Annotated in this window: 18 protein-coding genes, 1 tRNA gene and 1 pseudogene; 6 read left to right on the top strand and 14 right to left on the bottom strand. The window is 30.9% G+C overall.

Annotated elements, in window-relative coordinates; genetic code table 11:
* Positions 1-52: 52 nt before the first annotated feature.
* The 3 genes from B4G36_RS08570 to B4G36_RS08580 all read right to left on the bottom strand — a co-directional run bounded on the left by B4G36_RS08570 (position 53) and on the right by B4G36_RS08580 (position 2,741).
* Complete coding sequence (locus tag B4G36_RS08570) at positions 53-688, bottom strand: carbonic anhydrase (RefSeq protein WP_291063368.1); 636 nt, start codon at positions 686-688, stop codon at positions 53-55.
* Between the two features lie 45 nt (positions 689-733).
* Positions 734-2,278, bottom strand: coding sequence for a SulP family inorganic anion transporter (locus tag B4G36_RS08575; protein WP_291063370.1), 1,545 nt, complete (start codon positions 2,276-2,278; stop codon positions 734-736).
* Between the two features lie 103 nt (positions 2,279-2,381).
* Positions 2,382-2,741 (bottom strand): hypothetical protein, encoded by a 360-nt coding sequence (locus B4G36_RS08580; RefSeq protein ID WP_291063372.1) that lies wholly within the window; start codon positions 2,739-2,741, stop codon positions 2,382-2,384.
* Positions 2,742-2,930: 189 nt separating this feature from the next.
* Here B4G36_RS08580 and B4G36_RS08585 point away from each other — a divergent pair, with 189 nt between their 5' ends.
* The 6 genes from B4G36_RS08585 to B4G36_RS08610 all read left to right on the top strand — a co-directional run bounded on the left by B4G36_RS08585 (position 2,931) and on the right by B4G36_RS08610 (position 10,883).
* A complete protein-coding gene (locus tag B4G36_RS08585; RefSeq protein WP_260509658.1) occupies positions 2,931-3,770 on the top strand; it encodes a hypothetical protein in 840 nt (279 codons plus the stop codon).
* 185 nt (positions 3,771-3,955) lie between these two features.
* A complete protein-coding gene (locus B4G36_RS08590; protein ID WP_291063373.1) occupies positions 3,956-5,842 on the top strand; it encodes a S9 family peptidase in 1,887 nt (628 codons plus the stop codon).
* 178 nt (positions 5,843-6,020) lie between these two features.
* Positions 6,021-6,722: a hypothetical protein gene (locus B4G36_RS08595; RefSeq protein WP_291063375.1), complete on the top strand. Its 702-nt coding sequence runs from the start codon at positions 6,021-6,023 to the stop codon at positions 6,720-6,722.
* 47 nt (positions 6,723-6,769) lie between these two features.
* Positions 6,770-8,950 carry an ATP-binding protein gene (locus B4G36_RS08600; protein WP_291063377.1) on the top strand — a complete coding sequence of 727 codons (2,181 nt, stop codon included), beginning with the start codon at positions 6,770-6,772 and terminating at the stop codon, positions 8,948-8,950.
* 3 nt (positions 8,951-8,953) lie between these two features.
* Positions 8,954-9,508: a biliverdin-producing heme oxygenase gene (locus B4G36_RS08605; RefSeq protein ID WP_221856833.1), complete on the top strand. Its 555-nt coding sequence runs from the start codon at positions 8,954-8,956 to the stop codon at positions 9,506-9,508.
* A gap of 106 nt (positions 9,509-9,614) precedes the next feature.
* The gene (locus tag B4G36_RS08610) at positions 9,615-10,883 is read left to right on the top strand and encodes an ectonucleotide pyrophosphatase/phosphodiesterase (RefSeq protein WP_291063379.1); all 1,269 of its coding nucleotides are present in this window, start codon (positions 9,615-9,617) and stop codon (positions 10,881-10,883) included.
* Positions 10,884-10,979: 96 nt separating this feature from the next.
* On the opposite strand, the gene B4G36_RS08615 is transcribed toward B4G36_RS08610, so the two are convergent.
* The 11 genes and pseudogenes from B4G36_RS08615 to B4G36_RS08665 form a co-directional block, all read right to left on the bottom strand.
* A complete protein-coding gene (locus tag B4G36_RS08615; protein WP_125350139.1) occupies positions 10,980-11,933 on the bottom strand; it encodes an EamA family transporter in 954 nt (317 codons plus the stop codon).
* Positions 11,934-12,004: 71 nt separating this feature from the next.
* A complete protein-coding gene (locus B4G36_RS08620; RefSeq protein ID WP_038333632.1) occupies positions 12,005-12,619 on the bottom strand; it encodes a deoxynucleoside kinase in 615 nt (204 codons plus the stop codon).
* A 190-nt stretch (positions 12,620-12,809) separates the two neighbouring features.
* The gene (locus B4G36_RS08625; protein ID WP_291063381.1) at positions 12,810-13,601 is read right to left on the bottom strand and encodes a hypothetical protein; all 792 of its coding nucleotides are present in this window, start codon (positions 13,599-13,601) and stop codon (positions 12,810-12,812) included.
* Positions 13,602-14,369, bottom strand: a pseudogene (locus tag B4G36_RS08630) (sulfite exporter TauE/SafE family protein).
* 81 nt (positions 14,370-14,450) lie between these two features.
* Positions 14,451-15,767: a YCF48-related protein gene (locus B4G36_RS08635; RefSeq protein WP_291063382.1), complete on the bottom strand. Its 1,317-nt coding sequence runs from the start codon at positions 15,765-15,767 to the stop codon at positions 14,451-14,453.
* Between the two features lie 67 nt (positions 15,768-15,834).
* Positions 15,835-15,906, bottom strand: a tRNA-Arg gene (locus tag B4G36_RS08640).
* Between the two features lie 28 nt (positions 15,907-15,934).
* The gene (locus B4G36_RS08645; RefSeq protein WP_291063383.1) at positions 15,935-16,960 is read right to left on the bottom strand and encodes a hypothetical protein; all 1,026 of its coding nucleotides are present in this window, start codon (positions 16,958-16,960) and stop codon (positions 15,935-15,937) included.
* Positions 16,944-17,531, bottom strand: coding sequence for a nicotinamide riboside transporter PnuC (pnuC, locus tag B4G36_RS08650; protein ID WP_291063445.1), 588 nt, complete (start codon positions 17,529-17,531; stop codon positions 16,944-16,946). Before pnuC ends, B4G36_RS08645 begins: the two co-directional genes overlap by 17 nt.
* Positions 17,532-17,713: 182 nt before the next feature.
* A complete protein-coding gene (locus tag B4G36_RS08655) occupies positions 17,714-18,067 on the bottom strand; it encodes an MmcQ/YjbR family DNA-binding protein (RefSeq protein ID WP_291063384.1) in 354 nt (117 codons plus the stop codon).
* A gap of 91 nt (positions 18,068-18,158) precedes the next feature.
* A complete protein-coding gene (locus B4G36_RS08660) occupies positions 18,159-19,601 on the bottom strand; it encodes a SusD/RagB family nutrient-binding outer membrane lipoprotein (RefSeq protein WP_291063385.1) in 1,443 nt (480 codons plus the stop codon).
* 11 nt (positions 19,602-19,612) lie between these two features.
* On the bottom strand, positions 19,613-22,819 hold the full coding sequence (locus tag B4G36_RS08665) for a SusC/RagA family TonB-linked outer membrane protein (protein ID WP_135834603.1): 3,207 nt from the start codon (positions 22,817-22,819) through the stop codon (positions 19,613-19,615).
* Positions 22,820-22,961 lie beyond the last annotated feature (142 nt).

The raw sequence follows: 22,961 nt of genomic DNA on the forward strand, positions 1-22,961 counted from the left end.
ACTCTGCGAGTGGCTTTTACATTACTAAAAAATATCTAAAGAATTAATTGTTTTATAACCAAGTTACAACGCCTGAATCTACACAGTAGTTTGCACCTATTATCTTGATTTTCCCTTCTTTTTCTAAGGTGTTCAAGGTTGTACTTTGGTTACGAATATCTTCTATTGTTTGTATAACGTTTTGATGATTTAATCTTTCTAATAAATCTGCATTTTTAGAAGAACGTTCTTCACCTTCTTTTATAATTTCGTCGATAATTGGATTGAAATGATCAACCAAATGACACAAATTATTCATTCCAGTTTTGTGAATCGCTTCAGCGTCTAATCCGCCTTTCAAAGCACCACATTTAGAGTGTCCTAAGACAACAATCAATTTAGAGCCAGCCACATTTGTTCCAAATTCCATCGAACCTAAAATATCTTGATTAACGAAATTACCAGCAATTCGTACACTAAAAATATCTCCTAAACCTTGATCGAAAATAAGTTCTGCAGAAGTACGGCTATCAATACAGCTCAAAACAACCGCAAACGGCCATTGTCCCTCTCTTGTGTCATTCACTTGTGAAAGTAAATCTCTGTTCGCTTTTAAATTTTGAACAAATCTTGCATTTCCTTCTTTTAAAAATTCTAACGCTTTATCTGGAGTTGTTGTTGCTTGAGTTTCTGATGTATGTGCTTTCATTTTATTTAATTTTATTGTGTGTGTGTTATTTTTTATATTTTCAGATTAATGAGCTCCGGCAACTAATACGTAACCAAAAAACTCTCTGAATGATGGGGGATTATCGACTGTTCCACGTTCGGAAATTAGTCGAATATTAATGTTATTATTTTTTGCTTTGACTTTAAATTCATCTAAATATTCAATAATATCATAATCTAAAATTCGTGTTTTACGAACATCTAATTCAAGATTAGAACCAAGTTTCAAACCATCTAATTCTTTTACAATTGCACCGCGGTTTACAAACGTTACCTCCTCAGCAAAATTCATATGGAAAACATTTCCTTCTTTCACCAACATTACGTGCGAGTTATTGTAAGATTTGATTAAGGAAACCACTACACCAACAATAAGACCAATGATGATACCTTTTAATAAATCTGTTGCCAAAATTGCAATAACTGTTACTGCGAACGGAATTAACTGATCTTTTCCTAATTTTTTCATATCCAAGAATTGTTTCGGATTACCTAATTTGTATCCAATAACCAATAGAATAGAAGCTAAAACCGCATTTGGAATTAAATTTAAAAACATTGGAATAGAGATCACACTCATTAATAATAAAACACCGTGCGTAATTGTAGAAAGTTTTGTAAGCCCGCCACTCATTGCATTTGCAGATGAACGTACAATAACTTGCGTAACAGGTAAACCTCCAATTAAACCAGCTAAAGAGTTTCCGACACCTTGTGCAATCAATTCTCGATTTGTAGGTGTTTGACGTTTTAAAGGATCTAATTTATCAGTTGCTTCTACAGATAATAAAGTCTCTAATGATGCTACAATTGCGATGGTAAATGCAACTTGCCAAACCATAGGATTTGTTAATCCAGAGGCGAAATCGGGCATAGTAAATTGTCCTAAGAAATCTGAAACACTTTCAGGAACAGGAACTTTTACTAATAAATTGTGGTCGATAGAAAATACTTCGTGGTTGGTATCACCAATTGTAACTTGGTACAAAATACCCACTAATACAGCTACTAATGATCCTGGTAATAATTTGAAAAAGTTTGATTTTTTTCCTAAAATATTGTCCCAAACAATCAAGATAAATAAAGAGATTGCTGTAATAATAATCGCTCCTGGTGTGATAAAATCTAAACTAAAATTACTAAAACTAAATGTTTCTGTATATCCTAACGCTAACGGAATTTGTTTCAAGAAAATTGAAATACCAATCGCACACAACATTCCTTTAATCACCGAAGACGGAAAGTAATAACCAATAACCCCAGCTTTTAGAATACCTAGTAATATCTGAAAAATTCCGGCGATAACAACCGCCACTAAAAATAGGTCGTAAGCGCCCAAATCTGTAATAGCAGTTAATACAATAACGACCAAACCAGCCGCAGGACCAGAAACACCAATTTGGGATTTAGAAATAAGACCAACAACAATTCCTCCTACAATTCCCGCAATAATTCCGGCAAATAAAGGCGCACCACTGGCCAACGCAACACCTAAACATAAAGGTAATGCAACGAAAAAGACAACAATACTCGCAGGTATGTCCTTTTTCCAATTTTGAAAAAGATTCATAATAGTTTTAAAATGAATTATTTAATAATTTAAAATGATAAAAATAAATTTGCAGCCCATTCAATAGATTTGAATAGAATGATGCAAAAAATCAATTAAAAAATTAAACTAATTCAGGAGGTGGAGTTGTCACACCATTGTCTAAAGACGCATATGGATTAGAATGATGAAAATCCGAATGTGTAGTTTGTTTAACATTAAAAAATGTAAACAATTTTATTTCGTGGAAATAATGTATTTTTTCTGTGATTTCGCTCGAAGAATTTTTCTGATTATTTTCTTCTTCAGTTGAAGTTTGAGAAAACAAAGCTTTTTGATCATTGTCAGAAGAATCTTTTTTGTCTCGTTGCTCCATTTTCATCTGATAATCTACATAAGCCGCTAACCCTTGCATATTCGTACTGAACACCAAAAGAAGCGTGAAAAAAATTCCGATGCTATGTTTTATCAGGTAGTCTTTCATTATGTCACAAAAATATATTTTAATTTTTAATTACAAAATAGAGGAGATTATTTTTAATAAATATTTATCATTTTATTTTATGACGCTTAACAATGTTTATTGATTTTAAATATTGCTAAGATATAAAATTGATATCATAAATCATTTTTACTCAATTTTTTTAAGAATAGATTTGCAAAAAGTTAAATTTTGAGAAAGTATATAAGTGTAATGTTTTTAGTTGCTTTGGTTGCAACTACTTTCGGGCAAGGAAAAAATAATAAAGGTAAATTTTATATTTATTGGGGTTGGAATCACGCGCAGTATACAAAATCAGATATTCAGTTCAAAGGAGATGGGTACGATTTTACGTTAGATAATGTAGCAGCTCATGACCGTCAAACTTCCTTTGGAATCAAGTATTTCAATCCAAGTTCTATGACGATTCCGCAATATAACTTCCGTTTAGGTTACTTTGTTTCGGATAATTGGAATATCTCTTTCGGGATAGATCACATGAAATATGTGATGGATCAAGATCAAGTTGTAAAAATGAATGGTCACATCAACACAGGTTCAGATTACGATGGAACATATAATAATGTCGATCAAAAATTGACAGAAGATTTCTTAACGTTTGAGCATACAGATGGTTTGAACTATGCTAATTTAGAGGTTCGTCGTTTTGATAATATTCAACATTTCCCAATTACAAAAAACGGAAAAGGAATCGATGTTAACGTAACAGCTGGTTTGGGAGCAGGGATTTTATATCCACGTTCTAACGTAAAATTGATGGGTAATGAACGTTATGATGAGTTTCACTTAGCAGGTTTTGCAACAGCTGCAATGGTTGGGATTAACTTTACTTTTTGGGATTATTTCTTTGTACAGGCCGAATTAAAGGGTGGATATGCTAACTTGAGTGATATTCGTACAACTGCAAACAAAGCTGATAAAGCAAAACAGGATATTGTGTTCTCCCAACAAAACTTAGTTTTTGGAGCAATTATTCCAGTTTTTACTCATAAAAATAAGTTAAACTTTTAATTAAGTAGTTTAATATAAAATATATAGCCTAATTTTAAGAATCGATTAGACGATTTGAAAAAAATTATTAGCGGAGACATCATTTAAGTACAATTTGTACTAGATGATGTCTTTTTTTATCTATAAATTTTACCTTTCTCCATAAAGAATTGTTACTTTTACAATTATTTAGATTTGAAATTAACATGAATAGATTTTCTGTATTAGTCGCAAGTATCTTGATATCGACAACAGCAATGGGACAAAAAGTAATGACGCCAGAACTTCTTTGGCAAGTAAAAAAAGTAGCTCCAGTTGGAGTAACGAAAGATCAAAAAAATCTGATTTACAAAGTAACTTCTACTAACGTAAAAACACAAGAAGACACATCGAAAACGTATATGATTTCGTTAGCAGGAGGAAAAGCTTCGGAAATCGAAGATTATAAAACGCTTTTGGCTGACGAATCGTTGAATAAATCTCAACAATATAAAGCAGAAACTGATAAAGTTAAATTACAAAAGGTTTTTGGTTCTGATTATTATCCAGAAATGGACAAGTCGAATGTGCAGATTTATAACGAATTAAATTACAGACATTGGGATACTTGGAATGATGGAAATTACGATCATTTATTTGTGTCAGAAAACAAAGAAGGTTCGACTAAAATTGATGTTTTAAAAGATGAACCATATTCAGTTTCAGAATTTGTATGGACACCAGATGGAAGTAAAATATTATATGTTTCTAAGAAGAAATTTGGAACAGATTACGCATTAAGCACAAACACAGATATTTATCAATACGATTTAGCTACGAAAACGACGAAAAATATCACGGAAGGAAAATTGGGTTATGACAATACACCAAGTTTTTCTTCTCAAGGAGATTTTGCGTTTTTGAGCATGGAACGAGATGGTTACGAAGCAGATAAAAATGACTTAATCGTTCGTCGTGGTGATATCGAAATGAATATTACAAAACATTGGGACGGAACGGTACAAGGTTATAAATGGAGCAATGATGGAAACAAAATTTATTTCAATGCACCAGTTGGAGGAACAATTCAATTATTCGAGGTTGATGTAAACTTCAAAATGAGAAAAATGCCTTTTATCAAACAAATTACAAAAGGGGATTTTGACATTGCAGACATCAAAGAAGTTGTTGGGAATAAAGCAATTGTTACAAAAACAGACATTAATCACGCTGCAGAAATTTATGTGGTTGATTTAAAATCTGGAGCATTAACGCAATTAACAAATGAAAACAAAGAGATCTTTGATAACATAGCGTTGAGTGATGTAAAAGCACGTAAAATTAAAACAACAGACGGAAAAGAAATGCATGCATGGGTAATTTATCCACCAAATTTCGATCCGAATAAAAAATACCCAACTTTATTGTATTGTCAAGGTGGACCACAATCTGCTTTAACACAATTTTATTCTCCTCGTTGGAATTTCCAATTAATGGCGGCACAAGGTTATATCGTAATTGCGCCAAACCGTCGAGGAATGCCAGGTCATGGAGTAGAGTGGAATGAGCAAATCTCGAAAGATTGGGGAGGACAAGTAATGCAAGATTATTTAGCTGCGATTGATGATATTTCGAAAGAATCTTATGTAGATAAAGATCGTCGTGGTGCTGTCGGTGCATCTTATGGGGGATATTCTGTTTACTATTTAGCAGGTATTCACGAAGGTCGTTTCAAATCATTTATTTCTCATAACGGTGTATTCGATTTGAAATCGATGTATGGAACAACAGAAGAAATTTTCTTTACAAACTGGGATGCTGGTGGCGCTTGGTGGGAAACAAATAATAAAGCTGCGCAAAAAACGTATTCTAAATTTGATCCAAGTAGTACAGAACTAGTAAATAAATGGAATACTCCAATGTTAATTTACGTTGGTGGTCACGATTATCGTGTGCCAATGGGACAAGGACAGGAGGCTTATCAAATTTTACAATTGAAAGGAATCAAATCTCGTTTCATTTATTTCCCTGAAGAAAATCACTGGGTATTAAAACCTCAAAATTCTGTGATTTGGCATACAGAATTTTTCAAATGGTTAAAAGAAACCTTATAATTCAATTGATTTATAAATCATAACTATAATTTAAAAGTGCAATTTCTATTGAAATTGCACTTTTTTTATTTCTTTGAGAATCAATGACAATATCTAATAAACGAATCAATTATTTTTTAAAATTTTGTAGAGTAGAATAATCGTTGTAAATTCAAAAACATAAGTCAAAACCCAATTTATGAGTAAGGATAATAACAAAATATATTTTTCGAATAGCCCATTTACAAACGGACACAAAGTAATAGATTTTGTTTGGAGTGCTCGCCTTGATGAAAATTTTGACCTTTGGATGGATCTTCATTTAGAATCAGATAATTATGATGAAGAAGAAGAATATAAAGATGATTTGGATGAAATAGACGATATTTCTGAAGAGAATGCAGAAAAACAACTTTGGATTAATTATGATCATGCTATCATTTCGAGTACATATTGGAACAATAAAGGAATAAAGATCGAAAATGATGTGCAATTAGATTTTAATCAACTCAATAAAAAAACTTTCGAAATTGATCCTCTTCCAGTAAATCTTGACGAGTCTGAAAATCTTGCTTTTGGTATTTCGATGTTAGGAAATGACACGGTTGCACAGAACGAAATTACGTTTTTAGATACAGAAGAATTTGGTGTTTTTGATATCAAATGGAAAGGGAAAATTGCCAATACATATTTAGGAGAAACCGATTTTGATTACGATTTTTATGTCTATATGAAGAATATAAAATTCAACGGAATTAAAGTTCATCCATCGTTAGAAAAAGAAAAAGTTACAGCATTTTTTGAGAAACATTTAACTCATTTTAGTGATTTCGAATTAGTGGATACCGATGAATTAGAGTTGGAAAATTATATTCTGAAAATTAAAAGACAAGAAGATTAAAAAATAAATTTAACTTAGATTCATAATTACACTCCTAAACCATTTATATGACCAACCAAATCATCAAAAATTGTGAAGACGAAGAAATTCAGTTTCTCAACGAAATTCAACCTTTTGGATATTTGATAGGAATTCATAAAAATTCGCTTCAAATTGAATTTTTTTCTCAAAATATTGATGAATTATTTGAAATTTCTACCGAAAAGATATTAAGTCAAGACATTAATCAACTTCATGATTTTGAGCTTGATTTTGACGAGGTTTTGAATTTAGAACAAGGTGATTTTTACCGAACTAATACAAAAGTTAATTCGAAAATTTATCATTTAACAGTCTATCATTTTGAGGAATTGATTTATTTGGAGTTAGAAGAATTAATTATTTTAGAAAACAGATTAGCCTATTATAATTTTTCTGAACAAATCTTGTACTCAAAGTCTATAAGCTCAACTTGGAATTTGTTAATTTCATCTATAAAGAGTTTGATTCATTACGAGAGAGTAATGCTATATAAATTTTTGGAAGATGGCAGCGGCGTTGTTATAGCGGAAGAAATTGATAAGGGATTAGATTCTTATATGGGTTTGCGTTATCCAGAATTTGATATTCCTAAACAAGCACGTCAACTGTATTTAGAGAAAAAAAGCCGTTTGGTTGCAGATGTTAACAGTAAAAGAATCATTTTAATTTGTAATGTAAATTATCACAAAATTAACTTGAAGTACTCTTCTGTTAGAGCACTTTCTCCGATACATCTACAGTATTTGCGTAATGCTAATTGTGAAGCAAGTTTTTCTATTTCTATTGTAATTAACGAGAAATTATGGGGAATTGTAGCGTGTCAGAATTCTAAGCCAAAATTTATTCCAAATCAAGTTCGTTTGCAAACCGAATTATTAACGCGTCAAGCAAGATTGACTTATGTAAATTTTAAAGCAACTGAACGATTAAAGTTTCAAAATTATTTTAATGAAACAGCGATTAAATTGAAAGAGAATCTTTTAACAGAAGAAAATCTTCAGCAATCAATGAACAATAATCTAAAAGAGGTTCTTAATCTTACAAAGGCAGATGGAATTGCATTGGTTAATTTTGACGATGTTTTTGTAGAAGGCGAAACGCCAGATAAAGAAGAAATTTTGAGAATAAAAGAATGGGCATTTAAAAGAAACTCAGCACGTTTATTTACCTCGAATACTTTTTATCTAGATTATGGACAAGAGCTTAGGCTTAGTCCAAGTTCGGCTGGTGTAATGTTTTGTTTTCTAAATCAAACTTACGAACATTTTATTATTTGGTTCAAAAAAGAACAAGTTCAAACCTTAAATTGGGCTGGAGAACCAAGTAAAATTAAAAATGTAGATGTTATAAATGGTGATGAAATACACAGTTTTTCTCCTCGAACTTCTTTCAAAATTTGGCAAGAGAACATTAAGAATAAATCGTTTATTTGGTTAGATAAGGAGAAATATGTTGCGAAAGAAGTGATTAAGTTAATTATAGAAACACTTCATTTACAGTCGTTCAAAATTCATAGTTTATATGAACAGTTAAAAGAAATAAATGACGAATTAGACTCGTTTACCTATACAGTTTCTCATGATTTACGCACACCATTATCGGTGATGAAATTGAATTGTCAGATGCTTCAACGAAGTTTGAAAGATGATGAAATTAAAAATGATCGATTAAGAAGTGTTATTGAAGAAATTGATCGAATGACACAAATGATGCAGGATCTTTTGGCGTTGAGTAAAGCTAAAAAATCAGAAATTGTATTGTCTACAATCGAAACAAAACCAATCATAGAAAAGATTATACACGATGTTTTGTTGTATTATAAGATTAACAATACTGAAGTTGTTGTAAAAGAAATACATAATGTTTTGGGGGATAAAACAATGTTTTATGAGGTTTTTCTGAATATTATTGGTAATGCTATAAAATATTCATCTCAAGCAAAACACCCAAAGGTTGAAATATCATCTGAAATCAATAATAAAGAAGTTATCTTCAAAATAAAAGATAACGGAATTGGCATAAAAGAAGAAGATTATCATAAAATGTTCAAGCTATTTAGCAGAATGTCTAACACTGGAAACATTTCTGGAAACGGAGTTGGACTTTCGATTGCGCATAGAATGATGGACAGAATGAATGGTGATATATCTTTTGAAAGTAGAGTAGGAGAAGAAACAACTTTTATATTAACATTTAAAAAAATCTAACGAATGCTATCTGATTATTTAAAAGAAAAAACAGCGGTTTATCACAAAGAAATTGAAGATAAATTAGAGTCGAATAAATTGTTTAACAGCACATTTACAGATAAAAATTACTATAAAATGTTGCAGGTTAATCATATTTTTCTAAAATCTTATGAAGATTCTATTAAACAACTTTTGAATGAAAAAGATTTAGAAAATTTAGTTTTAACAAAATTGAATAAATTATCTTTGATTGAACAAGATATCAATGAGTTAGGTTTAGAAGAATTGAATGTACCAAAACAATTCGAGCTTCAAAATAGAGCCGAAGCAATTGGAGCTTTGTATGTGATAGAAGGTTCTATGCTTGGCGGAAATGTAATTGCAAAAACACTGAAAAAGTATCCTTTTTTAGAGTATAAAAGTTTCAATTATTTTGGACATTACGGCGAAAACCTTGGTCAAATCTGGAAAACTTTTATTGGTTATATTAATCAAGAATTTACAACTGAAGAAGAGCAACAACAAGTTTTTGAAGGGGCAAAAAAAGCCTACGAAGATTTGATAAATTTTGCTTAACATATTATGAAATTGGTTTATTTATAAATCAGTTTTTTATTACTTTTTATGAAGATTTGACATTTTTTTAATTCATTCTAAGTATAAAACTTTCTAAATTTGAGGCATGAAAAAATCAATACTTAGTATATTTTCTGCAATTGTTTTAACGTTCTCAGTTACAGCAAACGCACAAGAAATCGAAGAACAAATCGTAATCGAAAATCGTGTAAATGATGCCAAACAACAAGATAAACCTTATGTTATCTTGATTTCGGCAGATGGTTTTCGTTATGATTATGCTCAAAAACATGAAGCTAAAAATCTATTAGCTTTAGCTAAAAATGGAGTGAAAGCTAATGCCATGTATCCGTCTTTTCCTTCGGTTACATTTCCAAATCATTACACAATTGTAACTGGTTTAACGCCTATTCATCATGGTTTGGTGGGAAATAATATGCTAGACAGAGAAGTTGGTGATCGTTATTCGTTGGGGAATAGAAATGCGGTTATCAATCCGAAATGGTACGGAGGAACGCCAATTTGGAACCTTGCAGAACAGAACAAAATGTTAGCTGCTTGTTATTATTGGCCAGGTTCGGAAGCGCCTATTAATGGTATGTTCCCAACGTATTCGTACAAGTATTCTGAAAAATCACCAATTGATTACCGTATTCAGCAAGTTGTAAATTGGTTGGAGTTACCAGCTGAAAAACGTCCACATTTAATTACGTTTTATTTTCCGGAAGTAGATCACGCAGGGCATTCTTTTGGTCCTGATGCACCTGAAACAAAGGAAGCTGTACAATTTGTAGATCAATCAATCAAGAAATTGAATGATGAGGTTGCAAAAACAGGTTTGAAAGTGAATTTTGTTTTTGTTTCTGATCATGGAATGACAAGAATTGATGATGAAAATCCATTGAAATTGCCAATTAAAATTGATGAATCAAAAGTACAAGTTGCTTCAAATGGTTCTTATGTAAGTCTTTTTGTAAAAGATAAAAATGATATCGAATCAATTTACAAAGAGATAAAAGCAGTTCAGAATAATACGTTCGAAGTGTATAAAACAACAAATGTCCCATCTAAATATCATTTTGATAAAAAGAATGATCGATACAATCGTATTGGAGATATTATCTTGATTGCACATGCGCCAAACTATTTCTCAAACAAAAATGCACCGAAAGGCTCGCATGGTTTTTATGTAAAAGAAACGCCTGAAATGAAAGCGACTTTTATGGCTTGGGGACCAAATATTAAGTCTGGTAAAGAGATTAAAGTTTTTCCAAATACAGAAATCTATCCAATGCTTGCGAAGTTATTAGGTTTACCAATTCAAGAAAAAATTGATGGAACAAATCAATTAGCGAATAAAATTTTGGTGAAATAATTTAGATTTTACTCAAAATACAAAGCCAACTTATTACGAGTTGGCTTTTTTTGTGATTGAATTTTCATTGACTTATAAGAATTCGTCATTTTGAATTTATTTTTTCTTAAAATTCAGATTTGATATAATAATAGCAAAAATAATAACGGCGATTCCTGTCCATTGTATTGCGAGTACTTGTTCATGTAAAAGCACAAAAGCCATGGTTACTGAAACGGGTAATTCTAACGAAGAAACAATACTTCCCAAACCTAATCCTGTGTGCGGAAAACCTTTGTTTAAAAGAATAGGAGGTAAGACAGTTCCGAAAATTGCCAACGGTAATCCCCAAGTATAAAAAATGCTAAAATTGAATGCATGAATTCCATTTACATCATTTGAAAAGTTGTTGTAAAAGCTCATTAAACCATCAAAGTAATAAGGTCCGATTTGGCTAAAAAATAAAAATAGAGACACAATAATAGAACCTCCAAAAAGCATCCACAAACTTTTTTTATAAGCCGGTAAATAATTAGCCAAACTATTCGATGTAAACATGGTAGCCGTAAAAGAACAAGCCGCTAAAAATCCCCAAAACAATCCTTTAGGATTTAATTCGACTTCTTGGTTGATTAAATTTGTTGCCAAAACAGTTCCAAATAATACCAAAACCATTGCAATTAATTTTTTGGCAGAAGGAAATTGTTTACCCAAAATACTCTCAACCAAAATACTAATCCAAACCGTTTGCATCAACAATACAATTGCGATTGATACATTGATATATTGTACCGCTAGATAGTAAAATAAACTTGTGAAACCTAACGAAGTTCCAGCAAGAATCAACCTTTTTTTATCTTTTTGTTCAATCTTTGGTAAATCTTTTTTACTCATCATAAATAAGTTGATGATTCCCAAAATCAAAATTCCTAATACAAACTGAGAAGTTGTTACCTCGGCAGTCGTATAGCCTTGATCGTATGCAATTTTTACAAATGTTGCTAACATTCCGTAGAAACTAGCACCCATTGCAACGAACAAAACTCCCTTCAAAATACTTTTATTTTCCATAATTTTTTACGCAGAAAAACGGCCTGATTAAATTTAAAATCAAGCCGTGCAAGTTACTTTATTTTTTCTGACTAAAAAAGTCCGTTAATTTCTCCTTCTATTTTATTGAAAATGAATCCTAAATCTTCTTTATTTTCAACAAAATCTAAATTGTCCACGTCGATTACCAATACTTTTCCTTCTTTATAATTCGAAATCCACTTGTCGTATTTCTCGTTTAGACGATTCAAATAATCAATACTAATCGAATTTTCGTAATCGCGACCGCGTTTCTGAATTTGCGAAACCAATGTAGGAATTGAAGCTTTAAGATAAATCAATAAATCTGGTGCTTCTACAAAACTTGTCATCAAATTAAAAACACGCAAATAGTTGTTATAATCTCTTGTAGACAATAATCCCATATCGTTCAAGTTACTCGCAAAAATATGCGCATCTTCGTAAATTGTACGATCCTGAATAATGTCTTTTCCGCTTTCTCTAATCTCTTTTACTTGATTAAAACGGCTTCCTAAGAAATAAATCTGAAGATTGAACGCCCATTTTTCCATGTCGTTGTAAAAATCATCCAAATACGGATTCATTTCTACATCTTCAAACTGAGCTGTCCAGTTGTATTGTTTTGCTAAAAGGTTTGTTAGAGTAGTTTTACCTGCTCCAATATTTCCGGCTATGGCGATATGCATTTTCCAATTATTTTAACGTTTGCAAATATACTAAAGCTTAATTTTCAAAACAAAATCTAAGCAAGTGACTCATAGAAAAATCTTTTTTTAGAAAAAAATTATTCCGATTGATTTATGAATTTTTATTCAATTATAAATTAAAAATAAATAAGGATTAGTAATTAGTTTTAATTGATTAAATAGCTTATTATTAATCGTTTGTACTTAAAATAGTATAAGTGTAAATTTTATTTTCGACCAAAGTATAAAGATTTTTTTCGCTAAGTGCAAAACTTTTTACATTTTCTAAATCAATAAAAGTCGTCAAATTTTGATTGATAATGTTTTTTGATATTAGCTTATTGTCATTTATATATAAAATAACATCTTTATAAAAATAAAAAGGTTGCTGATTAGTGTCAAATTCAAAATTAGATTTGAAATTTCCATAATCATCGTAAACATAAATCGTTTTATGACCTTTTAAATACACCAAATTTTTGTACACATGTATTTTATCGATTGATTGATCATTATGTTTTAAATAGATTTGTTTTGATGTCAGAATTGGTTTTTGCAATTGATAATTATAGTAAACAATTTTATTCCCGATTAAATCATAAAACCAACAAAATTGCGTGTCAACAACTTTTAATGCAGCTGGCATAAAATCGTTTGATTTAATCTTTACAATATCCTGAATAGGATTCAAATCTTCATCTAAAATAGTGAGTTGATTAAAATTTGAATATACATAAGCTCGAAGTGGATTATTGACATCAACTGAAGTAATAATATTCTTGAGATCAATACTTTTGTTCTTTTTCGACTGAAATATTTTTTCAATTCTAGTATCTGAAATCAAATAAATCGAATTATTTAGATCAGTATCAATTGATTTGATTGTCCTATTTTCAATCAAAACTGAATCTTTTAACTCAAACTTTTGAGAAAAAACAGTGATAAATGCAGAAACAAAAATAATTGAAAAAATGGTTTTCATTTACTTGAAAATTACTTCATAACCAAATCTACAAATTGAGAGTAGGATTACCAAAATAAATATGTATCGAATAAATTTATTCCCTTTGTTGATGGCTAATTTTGCTCCAATAAAACCTCCTAAAGCGTTGCAAATAGCCATTGGTAAAGCTATTTTTTAGATAATTTGCCCTTTGATTAAAAACAAACAAATCGAACCAAAATTAGTTGCTAAATTGATCAGTTTTGCATTAGTATTAGCTTTCAAAAAATCCATTCCAAGAAGTGTTACGAATCCCAAAATAAAGAAAGTTCCAGTTGCAGGACCAATAAAGCCATCGTAAAAACCAACTGCAATACTCACAATACAACCATTGATAATCGCAATGTGGTAAGGAATTTTACGCTCGGTTGCTTGTCCAAAATCTTTCTTGAAAATAGTGTAAATGGCTAAAACAATCAAAATGATTAACAAAACAGGCTTCATAAAATCATTATTGATAACCGTTAACAATTGCGAACCTAAAAAAGCAGAAACAAATGCGCATATAGCCATAATCGTGAAAAGTTTCCAATCTATTTTTACCTTTTTTAGATATTGTGAAGTTGCTAAAGCTGTTCCACTAAATGCTGGAATTTTTAGCGTTCCGATTACTATTGAAACAGGTAAATTAGGTAAAAAAGCAAGTGATAATGGCGTTTGTATTAATCCACCACCACCAACAATAGAGTCGATGAAGCCAGCGCAAAAAGCTGCCATGCATAAATAGAATAAAATATCGATTTCCAAAACTGAAAAATTTTGGCAAATGTAGAAATAGAAAAGGACAAAACCTTGGTTTTGTCCTTTCTAAATTTTATAGGATGTAAATTATTTTACAATAAACTTCACTGTTCCATAAGCACCATCAGCATAAGCTACGCGAGCATAGTATACACCAGCTTTTAATGCAGAGATATTAACATCTTTAGATTGTACTTCTGAAAGTTTTCTTCCTGTTAAATCTCCAACCAATACGCTTTTTATTTCTTTGTTTGAAATAACATTAAGTGTACCACCATTTACAACAGCTTTTAATTCAACTTTTGTTGCTGTTTGTTCTGTCGTAGCTAATGAACATCCTGGAATATCATTTAATTTTAAAACTCCACCTGTTCCTTTTGTATCTGAAGTGAAATGACCTACCCAAACAGATTTACAATCATAAGCTCCGATAAATAATCTTTGTTGACCATCATCAATCTTAGTCCAAGTTTTACCATTATCTTTAGAATAAGCAGATCCTACACCTAATTCTGAAGTTGAGCTAAATCCTGTTGAAAGGAAAATACCATTAGATCCAGGAATATATGAAATATCTCCATCATAATAACTATTTGATGACATAACGTCCCAGTTAGCTCCACTATCTTCAGTGAACCATAATACAGCTGTATTATCTACTAACAATCCATATTTAGATGAAGAAAAGGACATGCTAGCACTTGAGTCTTCACCTGAAAAATCATCGACTGGAGAGAAGTAAGATTTCCAAGTAGCTCCTCTATCATTTGTATGTAAAATTCTACCAGTATTTGAAGTTAACCATAAATCTTCTCCTAAAAATACTCTACCAGCTACATATCCATATTCAGTACTAGCTAAAGTTGAAGGTGCAGTACTTAATGTACTCCAAGAATTTCCTCCATCTGTTGTTTTGTACATTTCATATTTACCATTAATAGGATCTCCAATAACCAAACCATTATTTGCATCGAAGAAATGAATGATATTTCCGAAAGAACTAGTTCCAAATACTCCTGAAACTTTAGTCCATGATGTTCCGCTATCTGTTGTTTTCCATAAACCATTTGCAGATCCAGAACCTGATGCAGGTGCTGTTACAATAAATGCTGTTGTACCATTTATAGCTCCAACATCTGATATTAATGCATTTGAAGGTAAGTTAGATACTAGATTAGCTTTCCAAGTTGATCCTCCATTAGTTGTTACCCCTACATATTTAGGATATGTTTGAGTACCAGCCCCATCAAAATAAGTAATCCATGCTGTGTTAGGATCTACAATAGAATATTCTCTTGCTCCAAACGATTGTACGGGGATACCACTATTTTGCGTTGTATAAGTTTGACCAAAAGATATAGCTACTGCTGCTATCGATAAAAGAGATAGTAATTTTTTTCTCATAATAACGTGTTAATTAATAATTAGTGATATGCTAAACTATAAAAAAAATTGCAAAAAAAAAAAAAAATGACCACGATGAGACTCGAACTCATACTGTCAGAACCGGAATCTGATATTCTATCCATTAAATTACGCAGCCAAAAGTTTTGCAAATATAGATAAATAGACTATTTGAGTTGAATATTTTGTCTAAAATTTCGGTGTTGGGTTGCGGTAAAATAATCTCTGAAAATTTGATTGATTTCTTCATTTATTTTTGAAGCTTTAATCCCAAGTTGTGGATAAATTTCAATGATAAATTGAGTGATTTTCTCAACAGTTTCTATTCCAAATGAATGAATTTCAGTTTCGATTTCTTCTGAAATAGAAGAATTATTTGTCAATATATTTTCTATTGTTTTAGCAAATTCAATAGTTTTCGAAGTTGATTTAATAACGAAATTATCAAAATTAGTTTGTTTTTGGTATTGAATAATCTCTAAACTTTTTTCGATAAAATGTTCTGCCATTCCAAGATAATTTACCAATAAAGTTAAATCAGCAAAAATTCGGAAAGGTATTTTTTCGACCAAATCATCACTATAAAATTCATTATATATAAAACTATAATCTTGATGAACGATTTCATTTTCTACTTCAAAACTATGAGAAGATGTAGCAACCATTCCCATTGATTTCCAAGTTGAAATTAATTTAACTTGAGATTTATTTAAAATAAATGACAAAAACTTTGGTTCACCATTTTTATCCAATTTTTCTTTTCCATCTTCGATTATTTTCGCATTTAATGTAAAATGAGTGAGGTAAGGAGCGCCAGTTGCATAATGCCACAAACCGTTTATGACATATTTATCTCCAACTTTTTCAGCAGTTCCACCAAGCATTCCGCTTCCACCAAAACACGTTTTTTGTGAAGAAAATAAATTATAAGCAATATCGGGTTTTAGATTTCGAGAAAAATAATTTGCTCCACTACAAAGCGTTATAAACCAACCTAAACTTCCGTCAATTTTAGCAACTGATTGAAGAATTTTTAATCCTTCAGAAAAATGTAAGCCAAGTCCATTGTATTGTTTCGGAACCCAAATATTCAACCAATTTTGAGTATAAATAAGATGGAGAACTACTTGATTAAAGGATTCTTTATTCAATAATTCTTTTTGAAGTTTGGGAATATCAAGCATTATTTTCATTCAAAATTTTTCTCCAATTAAAATATCCAGAAATCGCCACACAGAATAAAATCAACGATAAAATAGCGTATAAATACAAATCTTTGTGAATCATTAATGGAATTGAAATAATGTTACTAATATTCAACAATATCCAATTTTCGAGTTTACGTTTTGCCATTAACCACATACCTGCCCATGCAAATGCGCTTACGATTGAATCCCAAATAGGAACGTCAGAATCGGTGATATGTGTAAGTGCTAAATAAAAAATGGTAAAACTACTTAAAACAATTCCTGTAACAACTGCCCATTCTTTTTTATTCGTTTTTGTAATTTTTATTTCGTGTTTTTGTTGTCCGTATTTCCAATATAACCAACCATAAATGCTCATCACTAAATAATAAATATTAAGAGTGAACTCAGCATATAGCTTAGAATTGAACATGACGAAAAGCGATAATGTAATTCCTGTAATTCCAAATAAATAATTTTTTGGATTGTTGAATCTCGCCAATACGACTTGAAAAATAGAAAAAGTGACACCCAGCCATTCGAGCCAAGTTGTTTGTAAAATAATTTCCTTCATCATAATTTGTTTTGATGAGGAGATAGAAGTTATTGCTAACATCAATTCCTCCGCCAGCATTATCTGGATCAGGTATAGAACAAAATTGTTCTTGGGTATATTCTCAGCTTTTTAGCACCCCATTGAAAGACAAAGATGATAATATCTATATAAATAACCTAAAAATATTAAGAATTAAGTTTAAATTATTCTTTAAGTAACTCAGAACGTTTGGATTTTGGTAAAGTTAAGATGACTAAATTATAAGAATCTTTTATCCATTCTTTGATTTGAATGTCTTTCACGTCTTGATGAATTTTAACGGTATTCCAATGCTTTTTGTTCATGTGATAACCAGGAATTACAGCTTCGAAAGTTGCGCGTAATTCGATTGCATTATCGGGATCACATTTGATATTTACAGAATCAAAATCGTCAATATCACAAAGACAAAACATTTTTCCAGCGATATAAAAGACCAAAGTAGATTGATCAAAAGGAAATTTTTCTTCGACTTGTGGAAGTCCTAGACAATAATCTCTTAATTCTTCGATATGCATTAGTTTGTATTATTTTTAGTGAAGGTACAAATAAAACGAAAACGGCTTTTGAAAAAAAGCCGTTTTCTATAAAATATGAGTGTGAAAGCAATTATTTCACATCCCACCAAACACGCGTATTTATATCATCACCACCCATTTGTTGTACTGCAATTTGATAATTTTCTTTGTTTTGCATTTTTACATTCGGAGGATATGGATAACGAATAGGCATCTTACCATTATTAAATAAATTTGTTTGTAGTGGTAAAATAGGAAATCCAGTTCGTCTAAATTCCATCCATTGTTGATTATCAGTAAAATATAATGTAAAATATTTTTGGAGCATTATTCGTTCTAATGTGCCATTATATTCGGCAAATGAGTTAGTAAAATAATCAGAAGAAATTGTTGTTCCCCATACTTCCATAGATGCTTTTACTCCATCTTCATAAAAAGCTTTTGCATCTCCAGGTATTAATCCTTTTTGAGCTAACTCAGCCTTTATAAGTTGTAGTTCTCCGTAAGTCATAACAATGTTTTTCATGGGAGCTAGAGCTACAACATTATTTGGAGCCGATGGAGTATATTTGATGGAACTATCATTGAATGCATATCCGCTTGGGATTCCTTTGTAACCAATATCATTTCCTTTTAAATCTTTTGCTTTTGTTGCCCAAATTGTGATTCGTGGATCATTTAATTGTAAAAGATTATCAATAAGAAAAGTAGATAATTTTTTATCTGCTGCATAATCTTGAATACGAGGCCAAGGTGTTGTATTTGGTGTGACACCTGTATTTATTAAGATTGCATTATCTGTATTATTTATGAAAACAGGATATTTTGCAGGATCATTCAGAATAGTATTAATCTTATTAATAGTTTCTGTTGGTTGAATATCACTAATACGTAAAAGTAAACGTAAATGAAGTGAGTTTGTCAATTTTTGCCATTTTGAGACATCATTATTATACAGTAAATCTGCTGTATATATCATAGATTGTTTTGTATTGTATAGTCCATTTGCTTTCTCCAAATATTCTAAAACTGATTTATAAATATCTTGTTGACGATCAAATTTTGGTTTCTCTATTCCTTTATCTGCTTTAGAAGCTTCGGAAAAAGGTATATCTCCAAAACAATCTGTTAAATTAGCATATGCCCAAGCTTTTAATGTTAACGCAACAGCTTGATAATTTTGATCATTAGCATTGATTGCGGCTTCTTCCATTTCATCTAAATTTTTTAACCACTTGTAATGATTATTCCACATTGTTGTTCCAATATCATCTGTAACATCGTATCGATGATATCCACCGGAAGCATTAGATGGATAAGGTACAATTCCTTGCATAAAATGAGCTGTGCGGTTGTGCCAAGCAGAATATGAATTATGATTTGTTAAACTATATAAAATTGGATTTAATAATGTTGCAGGACTAATAGTTTCTAAACGATTTGGATCTGTGTTTGTTTCTTCAAAATCATCTGTACAGCTGTTGAAAGAAACTGCAAATATTAATCCAAGTGTGATATGTTTTATTTTTTTCATTTTGTAAAAGATTATAAATTAACTTTAAGATTAAATCCATAAGTTGCTGGAGATGGTAGTTGTCCCATTTCTACACCTGGAACCATACTACTTCCATTGAGTGCAGCAGTTTCAGGATCATAAAATGGAAAATCTGACCATGTGTAGAGATTTCGTCCGAAAATGCTTAATGTTAAGCCTTTTAAGTGATGTTTTTCGATTAATTTTTTAGGAAAACTATAACCAATACTTATCTCTCTTAATTTTACATATGTATTTTCAAAGCTATTAGCCTCAACATTTGCACGTCTATAGTATTCTGAGTAATAGTCTGGTACTTTGACTTTTGTTGTGTTTTGAGAATATGATCCATCAGGGTTTATGACAACTCCGTCGCCTATAATATATCCATCTTCACGTCCAGGTAAAGATCCTTTCAGATGTCCATGTTCCATTGTTTTATGATAAGATTGAGAATATAATAATCCGCCAAAAGAACCATCAATTGTAACATTTAATGTCCAATTTTTAACATTCAAAGTATTACTCCAACCTCCTTTCCAATCAGCAAATGCATTTCCTATATATTGAATTTCGGTAGGGCGGACAGGTAAACCAGTTTTAGCATCATATATAATTTTACCTTCGTTATTTCTGACAAATCCATAACCATACATATCTCCTAGAGAACCACCAACTTTACCTATAATTGATACAGTACCAGAAGTTGCGATAGTTTGTTCATCACCTCCCTCAATACCAGCTGCAAGTTCTAATATCTCATTATTATTTTTAGAGTAAGTAAAGCGAGTTGTCCATTCTATATTTTTTGATTTAATAGGTTTGAAATAAATCATAGCTTCTATTCCTTCATTCTTAACCTTTCCTGCGTTAATCCATTTTGTCGAATATCCCGTTGAGTAATCTAGAGGAACGTTAATGATTTGGTTTTTAGAAATGGTGTTGTAGAATGATACATCAAATCCAATTCTATTTTTAAGAAATTGTGATTCTAATCCCATTTCAAAAGAGTTTGTTGTTTCGGGTTTTAAATCAGCATTAAATAAAGAATTATCAACTTGCGCAGAGCCTTGAAAATCATTGTTGTCGTAGTATTTGCTTACGATATAAGGTTTTGAATCGTTTCCTACTTGTGCCCAAGAAGTTCTTAGCTTTGCATAATTAATTATAGACTTAGGTAAATGAAGAATATCACTTAGAATTACACTAAGATTAGCAGAAGGGTAAAAGTATGAATTGTTTTTTTCTGGTAAAGTAGAAGACCAATCATTTCTTGCTGTTAAATCTAAGAAAATGCGATCTCGGTAAGCAAAAGAAGCTAATCCATAAATACTATTCACTTTCTTTTCATAATCTCCTGTAGTGGTTATAATACCATATTTTGCATTTGCTAATTTATATACATCAGGAATAGATAGGCCAGTAGCAGAGGCGTTTATACGTTTATATTTTGTAGACATTCTATTTCCTCCAACAGAAAAATTGTAAGTGAAATCTTGCTTTTTATTACTGTTATAAGAAAGTAAAAAATCAGTATTTATTTCTGTTGATGTGATGTTTTGTCGTTGATAATATCCTTCGGCATATTTAACCAAATCATATGGACGTTTTAGTTCTCTAAACTCATCTTGAGCATTAATTCCAGAGCGAACCATTAATTTTAAGTTTTTTGTAAAATCAATCTCTGCACTAATATTTCCTGTCAATGTGTTATTGTTCATGCTGTTTATTACTTCATAAACTAATGCATATGGATTGTCTAAATATGAACTAAAAGGACTATTAAGTTGTGTTTTACCTTTGTCTAACCACATATTTTTGTACCAATTGATATTATTATTGGCATTCGTTAAAATCATAAAATATGAAATTGTATGGTTATTATATCCAGTAGAAGGTAAGTTGTCACTGTTTCTATTAGAATAATTAATAGATGTATTTAATTTTATATGATCAGAAATTTTGTAATCACCTTTTGTAGATAATACTAAACGTTCAAATCCTGTATTAGGCATTATCCATTTGTTGTCTGTATGTGTAACAGAAGCTCTAAAAGAACCTTTATCATTTCCTCCAGAAAGAGACAAACTATTTGTTAGCGTTGTTCCTGCTTTCCAGAATCCTTTTCTGGCATTATCATAATTTCTCCATAAAGTTCTTTCGGTTCCCATTAATCCTGTTTCGGGATCGTATTGATAATAATATTGTCCATTAAATTTCGGACCAAAACCTAAATTACTTTGTGTAGCAGGTCCATCTTCACTTGCCTTATAAGAATAATATAATTCTCCAGCATCATTAAAAGCTTTACCTGTACCAGAGCCATATTCTGTTTGCCATTCTGGCCAACGTTGAATAACATCTACAACATAATTAGATGAGAAGGTAATACCTAAACCTTGATTTTTCTTTCCAGATTTAGTTGTAATCATAATAGCTCCATTAGCTGCTCGGGAACCATATAAAGCAGTAGCACCAGCACCTTTAAGAACGGTAACATTTTCAATATCATCAGGATTTATATCAGACATTCCATTACCAAAATCTACAGGCGCATCTTTAGATAAGTATCCATTTCCTTCTCCAGAAGAAGACATATCAGAATTTATAGGAATTCCATCCACAACAATTAAGGCTCCATTTGCTCCTAAATCTACAGAACGATTTCCTCGTAACACAACTTTTGTAGAATTCATTGGACCAGAACTAGCGGAAATAAATTCCATTCCAGCAACTTTACCTTTCATATTATCTACCCAATTGTTAGAACGAGCATTAGTAAAATCATCTCCATCTAATTTTTGTTGAGAATATCCAAGTTGTTTTTCTTCACGTTTTATTCCTAAGGCTGTGACAACAACTTCATTTAATTGATTTGTTTCTTCTTGTAAAGTAATTTTTACTTGAGAAATATCTTTCGGTGTGTATTCAATAAATTTGTGTTGAGATGAATTTACCAATAATGTAGGATGAGCAACACTTACTGAAACAAATTCGAAAAAACCATCTCCATCTGTAAATGTTTTAAAAGATGTTCCCTTGATGATGATTTCTACATCTGCAACTCCTAATCCGTTTTGATCAACGATTTGACCTTTGATTGGATTCTGATCTTGAGAAATTGAATGATAATAATTTGTATGAATGTAAGTTTTAGCATTGGCGTGTAAACTTAAAAATCCACCAAGTAGAAGTAGTGGTAATTTTAATTGTTTCATAGCTGTAAATGTGAAATGTTTATGTGTTAAAAATTTTAACAAAACTAGAACTTCTGTTTATGAAATTGTTTAACTCATTGTTAAGAGATTTTTAAGTAAACATTACTAAAATAGAAGTTTTGATGTTATTTTTACATCCGAT

This window comes from Empedobacter sp. UBA3239, assembly GCF_002362875.1.
Taxonomy (GTDB): domain Bacteria; phylum Bacteroidota; class Bacteroidia; order Flavobacteriales; family Weeksellaceae; genus Empedobacter; species Empedobacter falsenii_B.

Bases quoted from the DNA above. Each gene is read 5' to 3' on its own strand.
- B4G36_RS08570 (WP_291063368.1), bottom strand. From the start codon at position 688: ATGAAAGCACATACATCAGAAACTCAAGCAACAACAACTCCAGATAAA.
- B4G36_RS08575 (WP_291063370.1), bottom strand. From the start codon at position 2,278: ATGAATCTTTTTCAAAATTGGAAAAAGGACATACCTGCGAGTATTGTT.
- B4G36_RS08580 (WP_291063372.1), bottom strand. From the start codon at position 2,741: ATGAAAGACTACCTGATAAAACATAGCATCGGAATTTTTTTCACGCTT.
- B4G36_RS08590 (WP_291063373.1), top strand. From the start codon at position 3,956: ATGAATAGATTTTCTGTATTAGTCGCAAGTATCTTGATATCGACAACA.
- B4G36_RS08595 (WP_291063375.1), top strand. From the start codon at position 6,021: ATGAGTAAGGATAATAACAAAATATATTTTTCGAATAGCCCATTTACA.
- B4G36_RS08600 (WP_291063377.1), top strand. From the start codon at position 6,770: ATGACCAACCAAATCATCAAAAATTGTGAAGACGAAGAAATTCAGTTT.
- B4G36_RS08605 (WP_221856833.1), top strand. From the start codon at position 8,954: ATGCTATCTGATTATTTAAAAGAAAAAACAGCGGTTTATCACAAAGAA.
- B4G36_RS08610 (WP_291063379.1), top strand. From the start codon at position 9,615: ATGAAAAAATCAATACTTAGTATATTTTCTGCAATTGTTTTAACGTTC.
- B4G36_RS08615 (WP_125350139.1), bottom strand. From the start codon at position 11,933: ATGGAAAATAAAAGTATTTTGAAGGGAGTTTTGTTCGTTGCAATGGGT.
- B4G36_RS08620 (WP_038333632.1), bottom strand. From the start codon at position 12,619: ATGCATATCGCCATAGCCGGAAATATTGGAGCAGGTAAAACTACTCTA.
- B4G36_RS08625 (WP_291063381.1), bottom strand. From the start codon at position 13,601: ATGAAAACCATTTTTTCAATTATTTTTGTTTCTGCATTTATCACTGTT.
- B4G36_RS08635 (WP_291063382.1), bottom strand. From the start codon at position 15,767: ATGAGAAAAAAATTACTATCTCTTTTATCGATAGCAGCAGTAGCTATA.
- B4G36_RS08645 (WP_291063383.1), bottom strand. From the start codon at position 16,960: ATGAAAATAATGCTTGATATTCCCAAACTTCAAAAAGAATTATTGAAT.
- pnuC (WP_291063445.1), bottom strand. From the start codon at position 17,531: ATGATGAAGGAAATTATTTTACAAACAACTTGGCTCGAATGGCTGGGT.
- B4G36_RS08655 (WP_291063384.1), bottom strand. From the start codon at position 18,067: ATGCATATCGAAGAATTAAGAGATTATTGTCTAGGACTTCCACAAGTC.
- B4G36_RS08660 (WP_291063385.1), bottom strand. From the start codon at position 19,601: ATGAAAAAAATAAAACATATCACACTTGGATTAATATTTGCAGTTTCT.
- B4G36_RS08665 (WP_135834603.1), bottom strand. From the start codon at position 22,819: ATGAAACAATTAAAATTACCACTACTTCTACTTGGTGGATTTTTAAGT.